The sequence below is a fragment of the Phyllobacterium sp. YR531 genome, from assembly GCF_000282595.1.
In the GTDB taxonomy this organism is placed as follows: Bacteria; Pseudomonadota; Alphaproteobacteria; order Rhizobiales; family Rhizobiaceae; genus Phyllobacterium.
The window spans coordinates 150579-169567 of the sequence record NZ_AKIZ01000022.1 but is presented as its reverse complement, the minus strand read 5'-3'; the positions used below and the strand labels follow the sequence as shown (position 1 = coordinate 169567).

15 protein-coding genes are annotated in these 18989 nt (G+C 49.9%); 13 read left to right on the top strand and 2 right to left on the bottom strand.

What is annotated here, in order from left to right:
* Positions 1–795 carry a glycoside hydrolase family 88 protein gene (locus tag PMI41_RS14430; RefSeq protein WP_244423945.1) on the bottom strand — a complete coding sequence of 265 codons (795 nt, stop codon included), beginning with the start codon at positions 793–795 and terminating at the stop codon, positions 1–3.
* A 597-nt stretch (positions 796–1392) separates the two neighbouring features.
* Between PMI41_RS14430 and PMI41_RS14425 the strand changes: the two genes are divergently transcribed.
* From PMI41_RS14425 to PMI41_RS14395, 7 genes are all read left to right on the top strand, one after another.
* On the top strand, positions 1393–2298 hold the full coding sequence (locus tag PMI41_RS14425) for a sugar ABC transporter permease (RefSeq protein WP_052025903.1): 906 nt from the start codon (positions 1393–1395) through the stop codon (positions 2296–2298).
* Positions 2299–2386: 88 nt separating this feature from the next.
* Positions 2387–3160, top strand: coding sequence for a carbohydrate ABC transporter permease (locus PMI41_RS14420; protein WP_244423952.1), 774 nt, complete (start codon positions 2387–2389; stop codon positions 3158–3160).
* A gap of 55 nt (positions 3161–3215) precedes the next feature.
* Complete coding sequence (gene ugpC, locus PMI41_RS14415) at positions 3216–4298, top strand: sn-glycerol-3-phosphate ABC transporter ATP-binding protein UgpC (RefSeq protein WP_008126006.1); 1083 nt, start codon at positions 3216–3218, stop codon at positions 4296–4298.
* Between the two features lie 61 nt (positions 4299–4359).
* Positions 4360–5622 (top strand): ABC transporter substrate-binding protein, encoded by a 1263-nt coding sequence (locus PMI41_RS14410; RefSeq protein WP_052025902.1) that lies wholly within the window; start codon positions 4360–4362, stop codon positions 5620–5622.
* A 78-nt stretch (positions 5623–5700) separates the two neighbouring features.
* Positions 5701–7563: a DUF2264 domain-containing protein gene (locus tag PMI41_RS14405; protein ID WP_008126004.1), complete on the top strand. Its 1863-nt coding sequence runs from the start codon at positions 5701–5703 to the stop codon at positions 7561–7563.
* 200 nt (positions 7564–7763) lie between these two features.
* Entirely contained in the window at positions 7764–8777 is a 1014-nt protein-coding gene (gene ftsZ / locus PMI41_RS14400) for a cell division protein FtsZ (protein WP_008126002.1), read from the top strand.
* A 350-nt stretch (positions 8778–9127) separates the two neighbouring features.
* Positions 9128–11437 carry a DNA translocase FtsK gene (locus PMI41_RS14395; protein ID WP_157179413.1) on the top strand — a complete coding sequence of 770 codons (2310 nt, stop codon included), beginning with the start codon at positions 9128–9130 and terminating at the stop codon, positions 11435–11437.
* 55 nt (positions 11438–11492) lie between these two features.
* Here PMI41_RS14395 and PMI41_RS14390 read toward each other — a convergent pair whose 3' ends face one another.
* On the bottom strand, positions 11493–12536 hold the full coding sequence (locus PMI41_RS14390) for a LacI family transcriptional regulator (protein WP_008126000.1): 1044 nt from the start codon (positions 12534–12536) through the stop codon (positions 11493–11495).
* A 305-nt stretch (positions 12537–12841) separates the two neighbouring features.
* Here PMI41_RS14390 and PMI41_RS14385 point away from each other — a divergent pair, with 305 nt between their 5' ends.
* The 6 genes from PMI41_RS14385 to PMI41_RS14360 all read left to right on the top strand — a co-directional run bounded on the left by PMI41_RS14385 (position 12842) and on the right by PMI41_RS14360 (position 18987).
* Entirely contained in the window at positions 12842–14086 is a 1245-nt protein-coding gene (locus tag PMI41_RS14385; RefSeq protein ID WP_008125999.1) for an ABC transporter substrate-binding protein, read from the top strand.
* Between the two features lie 66 nt (positions 14087–14152).
* The gene (locus tag PMI41_RS14380) at positions 14153–15046 is read left to right on the top strand and encodes a sugar ABC transporter permease (protein WP_008125998.1); all 894 of its coding nucleotides are present in this window, start codon (positions 14153–14155) and stop codon (positions 15044–15046) included.
* Positions 15043–15945 carry a carbohydrate ABC transporter permease gene (locus PMI41_RS14375; RefSeq protein ID WP_008125995.1) on the top strand — a complete coding sequence of 301 codons (903 nt, stop codon included), beginning with the start codon at positions 15043–15045 and terminating at the stop codon, positions 15943–15945. The genes PMI41_RS14380 and PMI41_RS14375 overlap by 4 nt, the downstream gene beginning before the upstream one ends.
* Entirely contained in the window at positions 15942–17039 is a 1098-nt protein-coding gene (locus PMI41_RS14370) for an ABC transporter ATP-binding protein (protein ID WP_008125993.1), read from the top strand. Before PMI41_RS14375 ends, PMI41_RS14370 begins: the two co-directional genes overlap by 4 nt.
* Before the next feature lie 32 nt (positions 17040–17071).
* Positions 17072–17818 carry a sugar phosphate isomerase/epimerase gene (locus PMI41_RS14365; RefSeq protein ID WP_008125992.1) on the top strand — a complete coding sequence of 249 codons (747 nt, stop codon included), beginning with the start codon at positions 17072–17074 and terminating at the stop codon, positions 17816–17818.
* Between the two features lie 29 nt (positions 17819–17847).
* The gene (locus PMI41_RS14360; RefSeq protein ID WP_008125991.1) at positions 17848–18987 is read left to right on the top strand and encodes a Gfo/Idh/MocA family oxidoreductase; all 1140 of its coding nucleotides are present in this window, start codon (positions 17848–17850) and stop codon (positions 18985–18987) included.
* Positions 18988–18989 lie beyond the last annotated feature (2 nt).

Sequence of the window (18989 nt, the reverse complement as noted above, 5' to 3'; positions counted from 1 at the left end):
CTACCAGAAGAATTCCGTGTGGCCAAGCGAACGCATGAGAGCCTCCATAAAATAATAATCGCCGTAAGGAAGCATTGTATCTGCGTAGCCTGCAGTAACGTGTGCCGCGCCATGTGCAAGAAGCCCTTCGGCTTGCGGATTCTTTGTAAGATCACACTCGTCCAAGAGGCCTTGCAAAAGACGATCGGCAAGAGCCTTCCAGCGAGCGGCCTCCGCGTCCGGCACCAAATCGGCAATTATATAGACGCCGGCAGCCATTATCGCTCCTGCAGAGCTGTCTCTAGGAGCGTTTGCGGAATCGGGCACACCGAAATCCCAAACAGGAACATTGGATGATCCCATGAGATTCTCTGCTTTTGCCGCAAGCCGCTTTGCAATATCCAGATAGGCGTCGTTCCTAGTTGTGAGTGCGGATTGAGCAAATCCATGAATCATCCATGCCTGCCCCCGCGACCAGCAGGAATCATGGGCATAACCTTGATGCGTTTCACCACGGAGCGGCCTACCAGATACCTTGTCGAATACAAATGTATGAAAGCTGGTATCGTCTTCTCTGACCAAATATTTGGCTGTCGTTTCTGCGTGACCATTCGCAACGTCGGAGAAATCCGGATTTCCGGTCTCATCTGCTGCCCAATATAGTAGGGCTAGATTTTGCATCGTGTCAGCGATCATCCGACCCGCAACGAATTCAACACGATCCTCGCCCTGCCCCGGACGCGCATTCCAGGCCTGAATATATTTGCCTTGCTGGCAATATCTCCAGAGCAGATTTCTAGCCGCTTCAAGAGCCATTTCCCGAGCTTCCTTGGAGCCCGTAGTCCGCCAATCGGCAACGCAGCTTAGAGAAAATTGAAAGCCGAGATCATGATTTTGAGCGCGACGATCCCGCAATATATCTCGGAAAGCCGAGCGCCGAGCACGAGCCGCATTTAAGAATACGGAATCTCCTGTTAATTGCAGCCCAAGCCAAAGCTGTCCGGATAAAAAACTGATAACCCAATCACCCGGCCTGCAGTATGACCACGTCAGATTATCGATGCCAATTTTCGGGTTACGAACGCCAAGCGTGGGCAGTTTGTTCTGAAGCCTCTCCAAGCATCGCTCCAATGCTTTTTGGTGCACCAATCGGTTGGAGCTTGCAGGGAGAACAACACTGCCAAAATAAGTATCGAATTGCGCTTTCATAAAAATTTCCTCTTCAGTTAAAATAGTTTCGCACTATGCGTAAGTTTCGTCAATTATATTTTTTCGTTTGACATTTTCGCTAATGCAATATTCACTGCGACCCATTGTATTCGGGAGATATGGTTTTAGGCACTTATGGGAGGTGGACTTGCTCACGAAAATAGAACGAAAATTTCGTGACATGGTTTTTATGGTTACGGGCGAATGAGTTTTGCCCAGCCCATGTCACGCCGCTTTAAACGGCAATTGGTGAGCTACAGCTTTCTGTTGCCATGGCTGGTAGGATTTGCAGCCTTGACCATTGGTCCAATCGCAACATCCATCTATCTCTCGTTTACAGATTACGGCTTGATGGCACCGCCTGAATGGATCGGCCTCGATAACTATGTCCGCATCGCATCAGATGATCCGCGCTTCTGGACAGCTATGAATGTTACATTCACATTCGTGGTGCTATCGGTGCCGTTAAAGCTGATTTTTGCGCTGAGCATTGCAGTGGCATTAAATAAGGGGCTGCGTGGGCTGGCAGTCTTTCGCGCCATTTTCTATCTGCCATCACTGCTTGGTGGCACTGTGGCCATAGCCTTTCTTTGGCGACAGATTTTTGCGGGAGATGGTTTGCTGAACCGAGGGCTGGAATACGCTTTCGGCTACGACGGCCCCAGCTGGATTTCAAATCCTTCTACGGCGCTGTATACATTGGTCTTGTTGGCGATATGGCAGTTCGGATCGTCTATGATCATCTTTCTTGCCGGCCTTCGGCAAATTCCGCTCGATATGTACGAAGCAGCGAGCATTGATGGAGCCAGTCGGGCACGGCAGTTTTTCAAGATAACCTTACCCTTGTTGACGCCAGTGATCTTCTTCAATGCGGTTATTCAAACGATCGATGCCTTTAAAGCATTCACTTCCGCCTTCGTGATCAGCGGCGGCGAAGGTGGACCTATCGACAGCACTCTCTTCTACACGCTCTACCTTTTCCAGGAGGCGTTCGTGAACCTCCATATTGGCTATGCATCGGCGCTTGCATGGGTGCTGGTGGTTATCATTGCGATTTTCACCGCGCTATCATTCTTATCTGCAAAATATTGGGTGCATTACGATGACTGATCTCAGCGCCCATCAAAACTCATCAGGTTTGCTTTTTACGTCAAAACGTATTGTCAAATACTGCCTTTTGACGGCTGCAAGCTTGATAATGCTTTATCCATTGCTCTGGATGATCTCCAGTTCATTCAAACCAAACGATGAGATTTTCACTTCAGTATCGTTAATTCCGGACACCTTATCGTTTGATGCCTATGTTCGTGGCTGGAATGGACTTAGTGTCAGCTTCAGCAAATTGTTCTTCAACTCGCTGATGGTGTCGGTCCTTGCAGTAGTGGGCAATCTTATTTCATGTTCGCTCGCCGCATATGCGTTCACAAGATTGCGGTTTTTTGGCCGCGACTTCTGGTTTGCTTTAATGCTTGGCACGTTGATCATGCCTCAACACGCGGTACTTATTCCCCAGTATGTACTGTTTTTGAAGCTTGGCTGGGTCAACACAATCCTGCCTTTGGTCGTCCCTAAGTTCCTCGCCATCGATGCGTTTTTCGTGTTCCTCATGGTGCAGTTCTTTCGAGGATTGCCGAAAGAGCTGGATGAAGCAGCGATCATGGACGGCTGCGGCCCATGGCGCATTTATTTCAAGATCATTCTTCCACTCTCAATGCCAGTTTTGGCCACAGCCGCCGTATTTTCCTTCATTTGGACGTGGGACGACTTCTTCGCACCGCTTATCTATCTCAACGACATCCAGAATTACACGGTACAGCTCGGCTTGAGATCGTTCGTAGATTCGACTGCACAGTCTGACTGGAGCGCTTTGTTTGCCATGTCTACGCTGACAGTCTTTCCCATTTTCATTCTGTTCATTCTATTCCAGCGATTGCTGATTGAGGGCATCGCTACCACTGGAATGAAACGATGAGCTTATCTCAACGAGTTTTACGCGATCCAAATTACGGCATTCTTGAAGGTTCAAAATGGTAGATCTCGCACTGAAGAACATAGACAAGCGCTTTGGTACGGTGGACGTCATCAACGGCGTGAATCTTGAAATCAACAAGGGCGAGTTCATTGTTTTCGTCGGCCCTTCCGGTTGCGGTAAATCTACTCTGCTCCGCATGATTGCTGGACTTGAGCCGATAAGTGGTGGCGAACTCACTATCAACGGCGCCCTCATGAATGAAGTGCCGCCCTCAGAGCGCGGTATCGCAATGGTATTTCAATCTTATGCGCTGTACCCGCATATGAGCGTCTACAAGAATATGGCATTCGGGCTGGAAACCGCAGGTTTGCCGCGCGCAGAAATAAAAGTACGTGTGCAAAAGGCAGCAGACATTCTGCAAATTACGCATCTTTTAGATCGAAAACCCAAAGCATTGTCCGGAGGACAGCGTCAGCGGGTCGCCATTGGACGCGCCATTGTTCGTGAGCCAAACATTTTCCTTTTCGATGAACCACTCTCCAATCTCGATGCTGAACTGCGCGTACAGACGCGTGTTGAAATTGCCAAACTGCACAAAGAGCTCGGTGCAACCATGATCTACGTGACCCATGATCAAGTTGAAGCCATGACTCTTGCAGACCGTATCGTGGTTTTGAGAAGCGGTAATATTGAGCAATGTGGGCGTCCGCTCGAACTTTATAACAAACCCGCGAACAAGTTTATTGCGGGCTTTATCGGTAGCCCGAAGATGAACTTCCTCAATATAGATTTTCGTACGTCTACCGACGTGAATGCAAAGTTTTCTTTGGCCGATACGCGGCTGAGTATTCCGACAACGCTCCAGGCCGAACCTGGCATGAAATTCAGTTTGGGCGTGCGCCCGGAACATATCTCAACCGATCCAAAAGCCGATGTTTTGCTTGGTTCGATGGCGGTCAGCCATGTTGAGCAGCTAGGCGGGCAAACCGTTGCTTATGGCCAACTTCAAGATGGACAGAGCCTGATTGCTGTCCTCGAAGGGCAAAGAGCGATTGCCTCCGGGGATATGTTGAACGTCGGTATCTCTCATCAGCATTGCCACCTTTTTGGTTCAGATGGAAATCGATTGAACGACTAAAGAAGAAAATTTGATCGCAACGATGGAGGAGCACGTGATGATCAATAGAAGACAAATGCTAATGAACAGCGCAGTCCTGGGTATGGGTGCTGCTGCATCTCTTTCAGGCATAACACACGCATTGGCGCAGGAGACCAGGCTGCGCTTGTATTGGTGGGGGACACCCGGCCGGGCAAAGCGAACCCAAGATGTCGCAGCATTATTCTCAAAAACTCATAGCGGCGTTACCATCAATGCAGAAACTGCTGGCGCGGACTATTGGTCAAAACTTACCACTATGATGGCCGGTGGAAATTTGCCGGATATCTTCCAGCTAGAGCCTAATTCCTTTGCTGATTATGGACGTAGAAAAGCAGCTTTGCCTCTCGACAGCTATTTTGGAAAGAAGATTCGTACGGAACGACTAGCTCCTGGCTCTTTGGATCTTTGCAAAGTTGATGGACAAATCTCCGGAATACCTATCGCGCTAAACGCATGTGCGATGCTCTACGATAAGGATATCTTTGCCAAGGCGAACATCGCTCCACCAGACTCAAATACAAGCTGGGAGGATTTTGCCAAGACCTGTATCGAACTGACAAAATTCATGGGGAAGGACAATGTCTGGGCCGTAGGAAATTGTGCGCATTACAATTCAATGTTCACGGGTTGGCTCCGCCAGCGTGACAAATCAATGTACACAGAAGATGGTAAACTTGGGTTCACGGCAGATGACGCCACCGAATGGTATACATATTGGCAGAACCTCTCAAAGCAGGGCGGTTGCACACCTGCGGAGGTGCAATCCATGGACAAAAGTCTGGTTGAGACCAATCCACTGACGACTGGCAATGCGGTCATTGCGATGACCTACTCAAATCTCCTACCAGCCTATCAAGCGGTGTATAAGGGACCACTGGAAATAACCTCCACGCCAATAGCGAATAAGACTGCTCCAAGCGGCCTATTCTATCGCCCGGCTCTGATATGGGCCATTTCCAGTCAAAGCAAAAATCAGGAAATTGCGGCAGAGTTTCTTGATTACTTCATCAATGACAAGGATGCCGGGAATATTCTCGGGATTGAACGCGGTGTCCCGGTTAATCTTGATATTCAACAAACCATAACGCCAACGATCGACGAGCTCGCAAAAAAGACCGTCGCCTACATCAACAACATCGCAGATCGTGTTGGGCCTTACCCCCCACAAATACCACTTGGGGCAACCGAGTTTAACACCCGGGCTTTCATGCCAATTGGCCTGAAACTGGCCTATGGAAATCTCACCCCTGCTGAAGCTGGTGCCGAGCTGATTTCTCAAGGCAAGCGCATTCTGAAAAGCTGATTTTCTCATACCGTTACGGCAACAAGTGGCGCGAGATATCTATCTCGCGTTCATGTTACAAACTTTGGAACCTAAAAAATGCCTGATATTGTATTCCCTCCGAACTCCTTTCGGATATTGGAGGGCAACCCCTTTCAAAGCAGAAATGACGTGGAGCAAGCAGTAGCAGCGCTGGCCGCACCTCTGGAAAAGTTCCGCTCTATGGGTGGCGCCCGAATTCGTCGCGGAGTGGGAGCTGCTCATTTCGATCAACCTTCGGCAGATCTTGAAGGCTTCTCGCGGCTTCTTTGGGGGCTTGTACCGGCTCAGATAGGAGGAGCGGACTGGATCGATTGGGAGCCAATATGCAGGGGGCTAGCTTCAGGTACGAATCCGCTTCATTCGGAATTTTGGGGCGCAGTTCCAGATAAAAATCAACGTTTAGTTGAGCTTGCGGCAATCGGTTTTGCACTCAAACTGGTTCCCCACAAAATCTGGGAGCCGTTGAGTAACGAGTCAAAGCATAACGTTGCCAGATATCTCGTCGCAGCTCATGGCGTCGAATATCATAACAACAACTGGAAGTTTTTTCGCCTTCTTCTCGGCATGGGCCTGCGAGCCGTTGGCATCGAGTACAATCAGAAACTCGATGAACAATATGAAGCGGATCTGGACACGTTTTATGTCGGAGACGGCTGGTACAGTGATGGTCCAATCCGGCGCGTAGATTATTATATTCCCTTTGCGTTTCACTATTATGGATTGATCCTGGCGGCTCTTCAGCCCAACAAGTTGGCAGAGCAGTATAAACAACGAGCTCATCTTATTGCATCGGATATTTGCCGGTGGTTTGCCGACGATGGAGCAGGCCTCGTTTTTGGCCGGTCGTTAACGTATCGTTGTGCGCCAGCAGGTTTCTTTGGCGCTCTAGCCTTTGCAAATGTCGAAGCACTCCCTTGGGGCGTCTTGAAGGGCTTTTATCTGCGTCATCTCCGTTGGTGGGCTTCCAAACCAGTCTCGAATAGCGATGGGACGCTGTCGATAGGTTATACCTATCCAAATCTTTTGATGTCTGAGAGTTATAATTCTCCTCAATCACCCTATTGGGCAATGAAAGCCTTTCTACCTCTCGCCCTGCCCTCCACTCACCCATTCTGGTCGGAAGACGAAGTCCCTTACGCAAAAGAAGCCAAACCTGCTATCCAACTGCATCCCGGATTTATTATTTCCAACCCGCCGGGAGATGCAATCGCACTAAGTTCGGGACAGCAATGTTTGCAGATGCGTCATGGTTCGGAAAAATACGCAAAGTTTGCTTACTCTGCCCGGTATGGATTCAGCATCGAAAGTGACCAAGTTCGGTTCGATGAAGCTGTTTTAGATGGAATGATTGGGTTCTCAGACGATGGAAAACATTTCAGGACCCGCGAAACCAACGAGAAAGCGATGATTGCAGACGGGACCCTTTATTCCCGATGGCGTCCCTACACAGACGTTACCGTCCATACCTGGCTTTATTGGGATGGGCCTTTCCATATCCGAGTTCATCGGATCGATACCCCTCGACCGTTGAAAACTATTGAAGGTGGCTTTGCGGTTGGGCGTGACTACACAAACAAGGAAAAAATAACAGCCGAGGGCCTTCATGCTTCAATCGAGACGGCAACAGACCTCTCTGCTGTGATCGATTTAGGTTCTACGGTTATTCGAAATGCCCGGGTTCATCATGCGCCACCCAATACCAACCTCGTCGCAACAAAAACCACGCTGCCTCAACTCGTCGGTGATATACCCGCTGGAGAAAGTATTCTTGTTGCAGCGTTCATCGCCCAAACGAACCCACAGACGGTGAAAGAGGCACTGAAATCTTTACCGGCAAAGCCAAACGTTTCCGCTCTTCAAAGGCTGATTGTAGAACAAGGTGTTAGCGTTACGATCATGGGTAACAGCGCGCTTTTGTGAACCCATGCCCGGTATACAATACCGAGAAAAACATCGGCGATACGATAAGTGACCGATTCAGGGCTTGCGCAGCAAACCTCCTTCTGATTCTTTGCCGCCGCATCCGGGGTGTTATCAATTTTGATTCTCCCGGATACGATGTTTTAAGATTTAGACCTGTACGCCGAGAACACTGAGCGGCGCGGAACAAGGATTGCGCTATGTCGATCAACCTCCAAAAACCGGAAATTTCCGAGATGAAGCCGAATATTACGGTGTTCGGTGTTGGAGGTGGCGGCGGCAATGCAGTTAACAACATGATCCGCGAAAATCTGCAGGGAACACAGTTTATCGTTGCCAATACCGACGCGCAGGCACTGTCGATGTCGAAAGCGACCAGATTGATCCAGCTCGGTGCGAACGTTACGCAAGGTCTTGGCGCGGGCTCACATCCTGAGATCGGTCGAGCCGCTGCAGAAGAAAGCATTGACGAAATCATGGATCATCTGACAGGCACGCATATGTGCTTTGTCACGGCCGGTATGGGTGGCGGTACTGGAACAGGTGCAGCCCCGGTTATTGCACGCGCCGCACGGTCCGCAGGCATCCTGACAGTAGGTGTTGTGACGAAGCCGTTTTCGTTCGAAGGTACACGTCGTATGCGTATGGCTGAAGAGGGCCTGGAGGCATTGCGGGAAAGCGCAGATACACTGATCGTCATACCCAACCAAAATCTTTTCCGTGTTGCTAGCGCCAATACGACCTTCGCCGACGCCTTTGCTATTGCTGATCGGGTTCTATATTCGGGCGTCGCCTGCATCACCGACCTGATGGTAAGAGAAGGCCTTATCAACCTTGATTTCGCGGATGTTCGCTCGGTGATGCGTGATATGGGCCGTGCGATGATGGGCACCGGTGAAGGTACCGGTCAGGGGCGCGCTCAGGCAGCGGCAGAGGCGGCAATTGCCAATCCATTGCTTGATGTCGAATCAATGAAAGGCGCTAAAGGAGTGCTTGTCTCAATCTCAGGTGGTCGAGACATGACACTTTTTGAGGTTGATGAGGCAGCGACCCGAATCCGTGAAGAAGTGGATGATCAGGCAAATATTATTCTCGGCGCAACATTTGACGATGCTCTGGAAGGTGTTTTCCGTGTATCGGTCGTTGCGACCGGGATTGACGGCGTGAATAACACTGCACATGCATCTGGGGCGTTGCTTCAACGCCAGGCTTGACGCCGACTTTATTTGCTCGATGAATTTCTAATTTGGATATCCCGGAGTATCAAACTCCGGGATATTTTTTTACGTTCTGAGTGACAAGAATCCAGTACTCGGTAGAGAGTTGTTAACCTTCATTTTCTATTTCTAGAGCTGCACAATTCCGGTCACTTCATCCCGTTTCGTTCGCAGGCATCATGCATATTTCCAGAACAAATTTCCCAGTAAAATCAGATGACTATGACGCAACAGAAGTCGATTCTACATCTCCTGCAATAGAGCCTACCACTAAAGTAGAAACGGTCCCTGCTTACGCTCCGGTCAACGTTCGTCGACCTGAGCAGCCAATTGCATCTACGCATCCCATGGAGCGTTTGCAAAGCGCTGGTTATACCCTGCCAGATTCTGCTATGGCACCTATTTCGAAGCGCATGTTTTCTTTGTCTGAAAACGTCCGGTTTACCCGGACGCCCGATAGCGAATTGCAAAAAGGCAAAGAACTCTCTGCAGAAAAGCCAAAACAGGATTCACTAGCACCTACAACCGTTCCGGCAACCATAAGAGCCCCAGTAGCAGTATCCAAAACATCCACCACTCATGCCAACGTGAGGCCAGATCGCTTACCAGCCTCAGTTGGCAATCATACCCCAGTGATAGCCAAAGGACTGGCAATTTCCGCAGCGACTATACCCGTGATCAAAAGGACAGAAACCTCTGCTTACGCATATGTGTCGGATTTTGCATTTTGGGAAACCATAGGCGTGACGACCGAAGTGGCTCCAATCGTATCCGCTTACGTGCAGCCAAAAAAGATACAATACAGCCCCGACCAGATTACCGCGCGTTTCCGTATCATGGAGTACAAAAAAGTCTCTACCTCCGAAATTTCGGATCATCCGAATGTAATGCCAAGCCCCATCACCACTGAGCAGGCACAGATAGGCATCGAAGTTGCAGACGAAGAAATTATCGAACCAGTCGTGGCCGCCGTAATTACGGAGCCTGAGACTGCTCCTATTATTCAGCAACGTGTGATCGTACAACAGCGCGAAACTGCCTCACAGATTGTACCCACCCAAACACCAACACTTGCTCCACAAAGGCGCCTTGCGATTGTTGGCGGTATTGAAACGCGTGTGGCACCGGCGAGTCATATTGGCTACGAAAAACCGCCAGTCGAGTTGCTACAGGAACCCACGACACAAGATACAGTTACAATCTCGCAAGAGACTCTGGAACAAAACGCCGGCTTGCTTGAGAGCGTGCTCGAGGATTTTGGCATCCGCGGTGAGATTATTCATGTCCGTCCGGGTCCAGTAGTTACTCTATACGAATTCGAGCCCGCACCGGGTGTAAAGTCCTCACGTGTGATAGGTCTGGCGGACGATATTGCACGTTCCATGTCTGCGCTATCGGCCCGTGTTGCGGTTGTTCCTGGTCGGAATGTTATCGGCATTGAGTTGCCAAATACGACACGCGAAACGGTCTTCTTGAGAGAGATGATCGAGTCCGACAGTTTCGACAAGACCAAGTTCAAATTGGCTCTATGTCTTGGAAAGACTATCGGTGGCGAACCTGTAATTGCTGAACTTGCCAAGATGCCACATTTGCTGGTGGCAGGTACAACAGGATCAGGGAAATCCGTTGCGATCAATACAATGATCCTGTCTTTGCTTTATCGCCTGACCCCGGATGAGTGCCGGCTGATCATGGTCGATCCAAAGATGCTGGAACTATCAATCTATGACGGTATTCCACATCTGCTTACCCCTGTCGTTACCGACCCCAAGAAGGCCGTCATGGCGTTGAAATGGGCCGTGCGCGAGATGGAAGACCGATATCGCAAGATGTCGAAGCTCGGTGTCCGTAATATTGACGGATTCAACGCCCGCGTTGCCAGTGCCCGTGAAAAGGGTGAAACTGTAATGTGCACGGTCCAAACCGGCTTCGATAAAGGCACCGGCACACCTGAGTATGAGCAGGAAGAAATAGACCTGACGGCAATGCCATATATTGTCATCATCGTCGATGAAATGGCAGACCTGATGATGGTCGCCGGCAAAGACATCGAAGGCGCAATTCAGCGCCTTGCTCAAATGGCGCGGGCGGCCGGTATTCACCTCATCATGGCGACACAGCGTCCGTCTGTTGATGTGATTACCGGTACTATCAAAGCAAACTTTCCGACACGTATCTCTTTCCAGGTCACGTCCAAAATCGACAGCCGAACTATTTTAGGTGAACAAGGCGCCGAGCAATTATTAGGCCAGGGCGACATGCTGCATATGATTGGTGGCGGGAGAATTGCCCGTGTTCACGGTCCCTTCGTCTCGGATGAAGAAGTTGAGCAGATTGTCACGCATTTGAAAGCGCAAGGCCAGCCTGATTATCTCGATACCGTAACTGCCGACGAATCCGAGGAAGAAGAGGTCGAAAGCGAGGAGGGTGCTGTTTTCGATAAGGGGAGCATGGCCTCTGAGGATGGAAACGAACTCTACGACCAAGCAGTGAAAATCATGTTGCGAGATAAAAAATGCTCGACATCTTATATCCAGCGCCGGCTGCAAATTGGTTATAATCGTGCCGCTTCACTCGTCGAGCGTATGGAGAAAGAAGGATTGGTAGGCCCTGCCAACCATGTCGGAAAACGCGAAATACTGAACGAGAATAACTAAGTCAGTATGGGGGATGTCACTTCAAGCATTCCCCCATACCACGCGAAACAGTGAACTATTCTTCAGGATAGCTCAAACTTTGCAACTCGCTCGCATCTACGCCGTCGATACGGCGCAAAACAGCGCGTGCCAACTCCCGCCCGGCATGTCGAATGTCTTCATTAAAAACAATGATTTCGGGTCGAAACCACCTCAGTACGTCAGTTGACTGTTTTGACACGAGATCGACATCCCTGCCGATCTTAAGTCCAGCGGCCTCTATTCCAGCAACCAAGGCGATAGCTGCACTTCCGCTACAACAGACAATCCCGTCAGGACGATTGGACCCGGACATGATTTCTTCCGTTCGATCGCGAATGCGTTCTAGCGACGTGTCGACATCAATATCGGGGACCAGAATGGCTTGCGCTTTTCCTTCTTCGATAGCCCGCGAAAAACCACGCTCCAGATGTCTGTGGTATGTCACCGCCGAAGTTGGACCTGCCATCATGGCAATCTTGTTTCGTCCTTTCAACAGCAAGCTCTTTGCAGACTTGAAGGCAAACGCTTCATTGTCAAAATCATGAAATGGATGCTCGATTCCCATTTCAGTTCGTCCGTGCGTGGCAAAAGGAACGCCGTGTTCCGTAAGATACCGCACACGAGCATCATCAGGCTCGGTACGTGACATGATGATACCATCTGCAGATCCGGTCTCGACTATATAACGAATTGGCTGCATCGGATCGTTTTCGACCGAGTAGGGAGTAACGGTCAGATGATAGGGCGTTTGCGACAATATCTCTGAAATGCCGTACACCATATTTGACGTTAGACCCATAATTTCAGACTGCGCATTAAGCACGAGACTAATGACATTGGTCTTTCCGGTGCGCAGTCTTACCCCCGCACGGTTTGGGCGGTAGCCAATCTGTTTGGCAATAAGCTGTACGCGATTTTTAGTCGCCCGACCAATTTCCGGCGCATCCTTTAAAGCACGGGAAACAGTCGTTACTCCAAGACCCGCCATAAAGGCAATCGTCTTCAAAGTAGGGCGTTCGCCTTCAGGTAGTTCGACCATTTCATTTTTTGGAGCCCGGTTAACATCTTTTGTCTTCATTATATTATGGCTAACTCCAGTATCTCCTTAGCACGCGCAACTTTTCTGTATCGTTTCAGACAGCGACACATATCCGAAATTTTCTTGTGTAAGGATTTCGGCATTCTCGTGTCAGCCTAAACCCAATCAACACCTTTTGGCAATTAACAAAACTGCTTAAAAGACCTTTATATTATTCATTCTATGAGATTTTTTGCATTCCGCGCCCTGAAATCCATCTTCATAAAATTTTAAGCCAAGGGGAATTGCGCCGCAGGAAACTTTGGTTTAGCCTACCTGTAACGTTTCAGATTTGGGAGGAAAAGATGCGTTACAGTACAGCTTTTGCCGCATTAGCCGCTTCGACAATCCTTATAACTGCAAATAACGCCAACGCCGCCGACCTTGAGGTCACGCATTGGTGGACAGCCGGTGGCGAAGCAGCGGCCGCTAAAGTATTGGCTGAATCCTACGACAAATTAGGTGGCGACAAGTGGGTGGACGGCGCGATCGCCGGCAGCGGCAGCACAGCGACTCCGATCATAGTCAGTCGCATTCTTGGCGGAAATCCCATGGGTGCGACGCAGCTTAATACGGGCCGGGATGCAGAAGACTTGGTCAAGGCCGGGCTGATGACTGACCTGACAGAGATCGCAACCAAGGAAGGTTGGGCTGATTTTATCAGACCCTCCAAACTTTTTGATGCCTGTAAGTATGAGGGTAAAATCTACTGCGTTCCCGTCAATATTCACACGGAACAATGGATGTGGGTAAATCCTGAGGCATTTAAAGCAGGCGGCGTGCCGGTGCCTGCAAACTGGCAGGAGTTTGTGGCTGCTGGCCCGAAACTCAAAGAGAAAGATATTATTCCTTTGGCAACGGGCGACGCCTGGCAAGTCAATCTCATCTTCAACGACATGGTTTCTTCAATCGGAGGCAAAGACCTTTTCCTCAAAGTCTATCGTGACAAAGACGCTACCGCTGCAGCAAGCCCCGAGATGACGGCGGTTTTCGAAGCTTATGCCCAAGCACGTGAGTTGGCTGATCCGGGATACGTCGGGCGCTCGTGGAATGAGGCGACAAGTCTTGTCATTGGAGGCAAGGCAAGTGCACAGATCATGGGTGATTGGGCGCAGGGAGAATTTGGTGTTGCCGGCAAAATAGCAGGCAAAGATTATGACTGTTTGCTGGGGCTCGGGAACAATCCTGTCCTCAATACCGGCGGTGATGCGTTCTATTTCCCGAAGAATGAAAATCCTGAAGTGACCAAAGCGCAATTGAAGCTTGCCAGCATGCTTGTTTCAAAAGAAACGCAGGTGGCCTTCAATCTAGCGAAGGGATCGCTTCCAATCCGCGGCGATGTCGATCTTGCCGCCGCAAATGCATGCATGAAGAAGGGCATAGCGGTGCTTAACAAGCTCGACAACGTCGTGCCATCCGTCAATCAGCTTCTATCTCCGGATTCAAAGCTTGAGGTTGAAGACCTGTCAAAAGAGTTCTTCGCGGACGCCAGCATGACAGTCGAGGATGCTCAAGCACGCTTCGTAAGCATTATCGAACAAGCACAATAATCACCTCGCTGTGACCTGGCATCTTCAAAAAATGTCGAGTCTGACGCAGGTCTGGCGGAGATCATGATGAGTGCTACAACGCGCCCCAATACCATCTTCAAGAACCTGAATGCCAAAGTGGCAGCAATACCCATGATAGCAACGGTACTCGTTGTTTTCATTGGCTGCACGCTTTGGACTGTGGTCCTTTCCTTCACCTCATCGAGATCTCTGCCAGAACTTACCTTCGTTGGTTTTGATCAGTACGCGCGGCTCTTCACAACGCCACGCTGGAACATATCAGCCATAAATCTCGGTATTTTTGGCATCTTCACGTTGGTCTTTTCAACAGTGATCGGATTTATTCTTGCTGCTCTCATGGATCAGAAAATCCGTTTTGAGGGCGCATTCCGAACCGTTTTCCTTTATCCCTATGCACTTTCATTCATTGTCACTGGGCTTGTCTGGCAGTGGATACTCACTCCAACATTTGGCATACAGCGCGTTGTCCGTGACTTGGGATTTGAAACCTTCACTTTCTCAATTCTCAATAATCAGCGTTATGCCATTTACGCTATTGTCATAGCGGGACTTTGGCACGGCACCGGCCTTGTTATGGCGCTTATGCTGGCAGGCTTGCGGGGTATTGACGAAGACATTTGGAAAGCGTCGCGTGTTGACGGAATCCCCATCTGGAAAACATATCTTTTCATTGTCATTCCCATGATGCGCCCAGTTTTCATAACCACCATCGTACTAATCTCAACGGGGATTGTGCGTGTCTATGATCTCGTAGTGGCTTTGACCGGCGGCGGTCCCGGCAATGCCAGTGAAGTGCCTGCCAAATATGTCTACGAATTCATGTTCCGGCGGGCGAACCTTGGACAAGGTCTTGCTGCCTCCACAATCATGCTGACCACCGTTCTGATTATCGTCATTCCTTGGGCTCTCATGGAATATCGTGGAGGAAAGCAGAAATGACTGCAATCAGCACTTTACCGACCGAGCCGCGCGGTAAGCGCCCGACGAGAACCTTCGCTCCAGCGACCATCATGATCTACGGCATACTACTGGTCGCAGCGCTTTATTACATCCTGCCACTCTATGTGATGATCGTAACTTCCTTAAAGGGCATGCCAGAAATTCGTCTGGGCAACATCTTCTCTACACCTGTTGAAATTACATTCCAGCCTTGGAGTACAGCTTGGACGAGCGCCTGCACGGGTCTCTATTGTGAAGGTCTGAAAGTTGGCTTCTGGAATTCCGTCAAGATCATGATCCCCAGTGTGATCGTATCGATCCTGATAGCATCAGTTAATGGATATGCACTGGCAAACTGGCGGTTCAAGGGGTCGGAGATATTCTTCAGCATCCTCCTCTTCGGCGCATTCATTCCATATCAAGTTATGCTTTATCCGCTCGTGATCATTACGCGTGAGCTTGGCATCTTTGGGACGTTGACGGGCATCATTGTAATTCACACGATCTTCGGCATGCCTATTCTGACGCTGCTTTTCCGCAATTATTTCGCTTCCCTGCCAACTGAATTGTTCAAGGCCGCGCGCGTCGACGGCGCAGGATTCTGGCGTATTTTCTTTCAGATCATGGTGCCATTATCTGCACCGATCTTCGTTGTCGCCGTAATCATGCAGGTTACAGGCATTTGGAATGATTTTCTTTTCGGTGTGATTTTCGCCGGCTCAAAGAATGTTCCAATGACTGTTCAGCTTAATAACATCGTCAACTCCACGCAGGGCGTGAAGGAATACAACGTCAACATGGCCGCCACCATTCTGACCGGTGCCGTGCCGCTACTCGTCTATTTTTTCTCAGGCAAATATTTCGTCAGAGGTATAGCCGCTGGCGCCGTCAAAGGGTGATTATTGTGAACAGCGTTTCAATCAAAGATCTCTCGGTCAGTTTCGGTTCTGTCAGTGTTTTGAAAGACCTTAACATTGAGGTAGCCGATGGTGAATTTCTTGTGCTTCTTGGACCGTCAGGTTGTGGAAAATCAACATTGCTCAACTGCATTGCAGGACTTCTGGACATCTCCGAAGGGCAAATATTCATCAAAGGCAAGAATGTAACCTGGGAAGAACCGAAGGATCGCGGCATAGGTATGGTCTTTCAGTCATATGCTCTCTATCCGCAAATGACCGTAGAGAAGAACCTTTCCTTCGGCCTGCGAGTTGCAGGACTTGCAAAGGCAGAGATACAGCAGCGTATTGCTAACGCAGCGGATATTTTACAGCTGGAACCATTGCTACAGCGCAAACCCGCTGCGCTTTCTGGCGGTCAGCGCCAACGTGTGGCTATCGGGCGGGCTCTCGTTCGTGACGTGGATGTTTTCCTGTTCGATGAACCACTATCAAACCTTGATGCTAAATTGCGCTCAGAGTTACGCGTCGAGATTAAACGCCTGCATCATAAGCTCGCGAATACGATGATCTACGTCACGCATGACCAGATTGAAGCTTTAACGCTGGCAGATCGGATCGCGGTAATGAAAGGCGGGCTGATACAACAGCTGGATGAGCCACTGACCATCTACAACAAACCTCGCAATCTTTTCGTTGCCAGTTTTATCGGCTCGCCTGCGATGAATTTTTTGAGAGGCAAGCTTACGGAAATAGACGGCGCTTTCTCATTCACAGCAGCCGACCTTACTGTTTCCTTGGCAAAGTATGAGACACAGGAAAAGCTGACGAATGAACGCGATGTTATCTTTGGCTTCCGGCCCGAACATATCGCAATTACAGACAAGCCCGGCCAGAAAGGTTTGTCGTGCGAAGCCGTTGTCGACCTCGACGAGCCGATGGGCGCTGACAGCCTCGTCTGGCTGAAGGTTGCCGGCAAACCGATCTCAGTCCGCGTTGATTCCGGCAGACGCTATATGCCTGGCGAAAAAGTTTTCCTGAGCTTCAATCCCGCTATGGCGTCGTTATTCGATGCCACGACTGAAGAGCGCATTTAATCCCAAGACGACGCAGAAATACGGAGAATCTGATGACCGACTTTTCCTACCAACTCTACAGCTCCCGCGATTTCCCTCCCCTCGAAAGGACACTGGAGATGTTGAAGCGCCAAGGGTACTCACAGGTAGAGGGTTATGGCGGGGTCTTCGCTGATTTGAAATCGACGAGAGCATTGCTTGATGCGAATGGTCTCACAATGCCTTCCGGGCACTTCAGCATTGATTTGCTTGAGGGTGACCCTCAAAAAGTAATCGATATTGCAGGGACATTGGGCATAAAAGCCGTATACTGCCCCCATTTGGCCGCAGAACAGCGCCCGACAAACGCTGCCGGTTGGACCAAATTTGGCCAACGACTCGAAGCAGCGAACACCGTTTACAGTAAAGCGGGCTTTACCTTTGGCTGGCACAATCATGATTTCGAATTCGTGGCTCTACCCGACGGCTCTATTCCGCAAAAACTGATTTTCGACGCCGCTCCCAGCATATCATGGGAGGCTGACATCGCCTGGATAATCCGCGGTGGAGGTGATCCATTTGAATGGATCAAGAGTTATGGCTCACGCATTGGTGCAGTTCACGTCAAAGACATCGCCCCACCCGGAGAGAACACCAATGAGGATGGTTGGGCCGACGTTGGATACGGCACGGTGGATTGGAAATCACTTCTCACAGCGTTGAAGGACACACCAGTAAAGTACTTTGTCATGGAGCACGACAAGCCAGCAGATGACGAACGTTTCGCTCGCCGGTCTATCGCGACAGTAAAAGCACTTTAAAGTTTCGGCATAAGAGAAAGACTAAGACAATGGCCAAGACATTAAGCGTCGGCATTATCGGCTCGGGCAATATATCTGCGACCTATCTAGGGCTTGCACCACTCTTTAAAGGCGTAGAAATCCGTGCCGTTGCCGACATCAACAATAAAGCTGCAATTGCTCGTGCATCTGAGTTTGGCGTAGAAGCAAGAAGCATAGATGCTCTGCTCTCCAGCGACGACATCGATCTTGTTGTAAATCTCACCATTCCGGATGCGCATTTCGATGTATCCAAACAAATTCTGTCTGCGGGCAAACACCTCTATTCAGAAAAGCCTTTAACGCTTTCGCTCAAGGACGGGTTGGACCTCCAAAAACTCGCGGCCCAAAAAAACGTTAAGGCTGGCTGCGCGCCAGACACCTTTCTTGGTGGCGCACATCAGCTTGCTCGCAAATTGGTTGATGACGGGCAAGTTGGCACTTTAACCTCTGGCACGGCGCACGTGATGAGCCATGGAATGGAGCACTGGCACCCAAACCCCGACTTTTTCTTCCGACCAGGTGGTGGGCCAATCCTCGACTTGGGTCCGTATTATATTGCCAACCTCGTTAATCTCATCGGACCCGTACGCCGTGTTGCTGCGCTTACATCAATGGCCAGTCCAACTCGAACAATTTCCAGTATGCCCCGCGCCGGTGAGAAAATCAGTGTGACTACACCAACAACAATCCAGGCCTTGCTTGAGTTTGAAAGCGGTGCATCAGTCACGCTGTCAGCAAGTTGGGACGTCTGGGCGCATAATCACCCCAATATGGAACTTTATGGCACGGACGGCTCGTTGTTCCTCCCCGACCCGAACTTCTTCGGCGGAGAAGTAAGATTGGCAAAGCCCGGAAAGAAGGCAAAGCCCATTAAACCTTGGAGTCATCCTTTGGGCGTCCCTAATCAGAAACATTCCCAGGGCGTGATGGCGAATTACCGTACAGCAGGTCTTGCCGATATGGCCGTAGCAATCCTCCAAGGTCGTGACATCCGCTGTTCACTGGAGCGCGCATTACACGGCGTAGATGTGATGGTTTCGATCCTCCGATCAGGCGAAGAAAAGAAATTCATCGACATCAGAACGAGCTGTTCCAGACCGGAAGCGTTGGGAATCAAGGAAGCCAAATCACTGTTGAAAAAGCAATAAAC

Excerpts from the sequence above, each read along its gene's own strand:
- PMI41_RS14430 (WP_244423945.1), bottom strand. The coding sequence starts at position 795 with ATGGCTCTTGAAGCGGCTAGAAATCTGCTCTGGAGATATTGCCAGCAA.
- PMI41_RS14425 (WP_052025903.1), top strand. The coding sequence starts at position 1,393 with ATGAGTTTTGCCCAGCCCATGTCACGCCGCTTTAAACGGCAATTGGTG.
- PMI41_RS14420 (WP_244423952.1), top strand. The coding sequence starts at position 2,387 with ATGCTTTATCCATTGCTCTGGATGATCTCCAGTTCATTCAAACCAAAC.
- ugpC (WP_008126006.1), top strand. The coding sequence starts at position 3,216 with ATGGTAGATCTCGCACTGAAGAACATAGACAAGCGCTTTGGTACGGTG.
- PMI41_RS14410 (WP_052025902.1), top strand. The coding sequence starts at position 4,360 with ATGAACAGCGCAGTCCTGGGTATGGGTGCTGCTGCATCTCTTTCAGGC.
- PMI41_RS14405 (WP_008126004.1), top strand. The coding sequence starts at position 5,701 with ATGCCTGATATTGTATTCCCTCCGAACTCCTTTCGGATATTGGAGGGC.
- ftsZ (WP_008126002.1), top strand. The coding sequence starts at position 7,764 with ATGTCGATCAACCTCCAAAAACCGGAAATTTCCGAGATGAAGCCGAAT.
- PMI41_RS14395 (WP_157179413.1), top strand. The coding sequence starts at position 9,128 with ATGGAGCGTTTGCAAAGCGCTGGTTATACCCTGCCAGATTCTGCTATG.
- PMI41_RS14390 (WP_008126000.1), bottom strand. The coding sequence starts at position 12,536 with ATGAAGACAAAAGATGTTAACCGGGCTCCAAAAAATGAAATGGTCGAA.
- PMI41_RS14385 (WP_008125999.1), top strand. The coding sequence starts at position 12,842 with ATGCGTTACAGTACAGCTTTTGCCGCATTAGCCGCTTCGACAATCCTT.
- PMI41_RS14380 (WP_008125998.1), top strand. The coding sequence starts at position 14,153 with ATGAGTGCTACAACGCGCCCCAATACCATCTTCAAGAACCTGAATGCC.
- PMI41_RS14375 (WP_008125995.1), top strand. The coding sequence starts at position 15,043 with ATGACTGCAATCAGCACTTTACCGACCGAGCCGCGCGGTAAGCGCCCG.
- PMI41_RS14365 (WP_008125992.1), top strand. The coding sequence starts at position 17,072 with ATGACCGACTTTTCCTACCAACTCTACAGCTCCCGCGATTTCCCTCCC.
- PMI41_RS14360 (WP_008125991.1), top strand. The coding sequence starts at position 17,848 with ATGGCCAAGACATTAAGCGTCGGCATTATCGGCTCGGGCAATATATCT.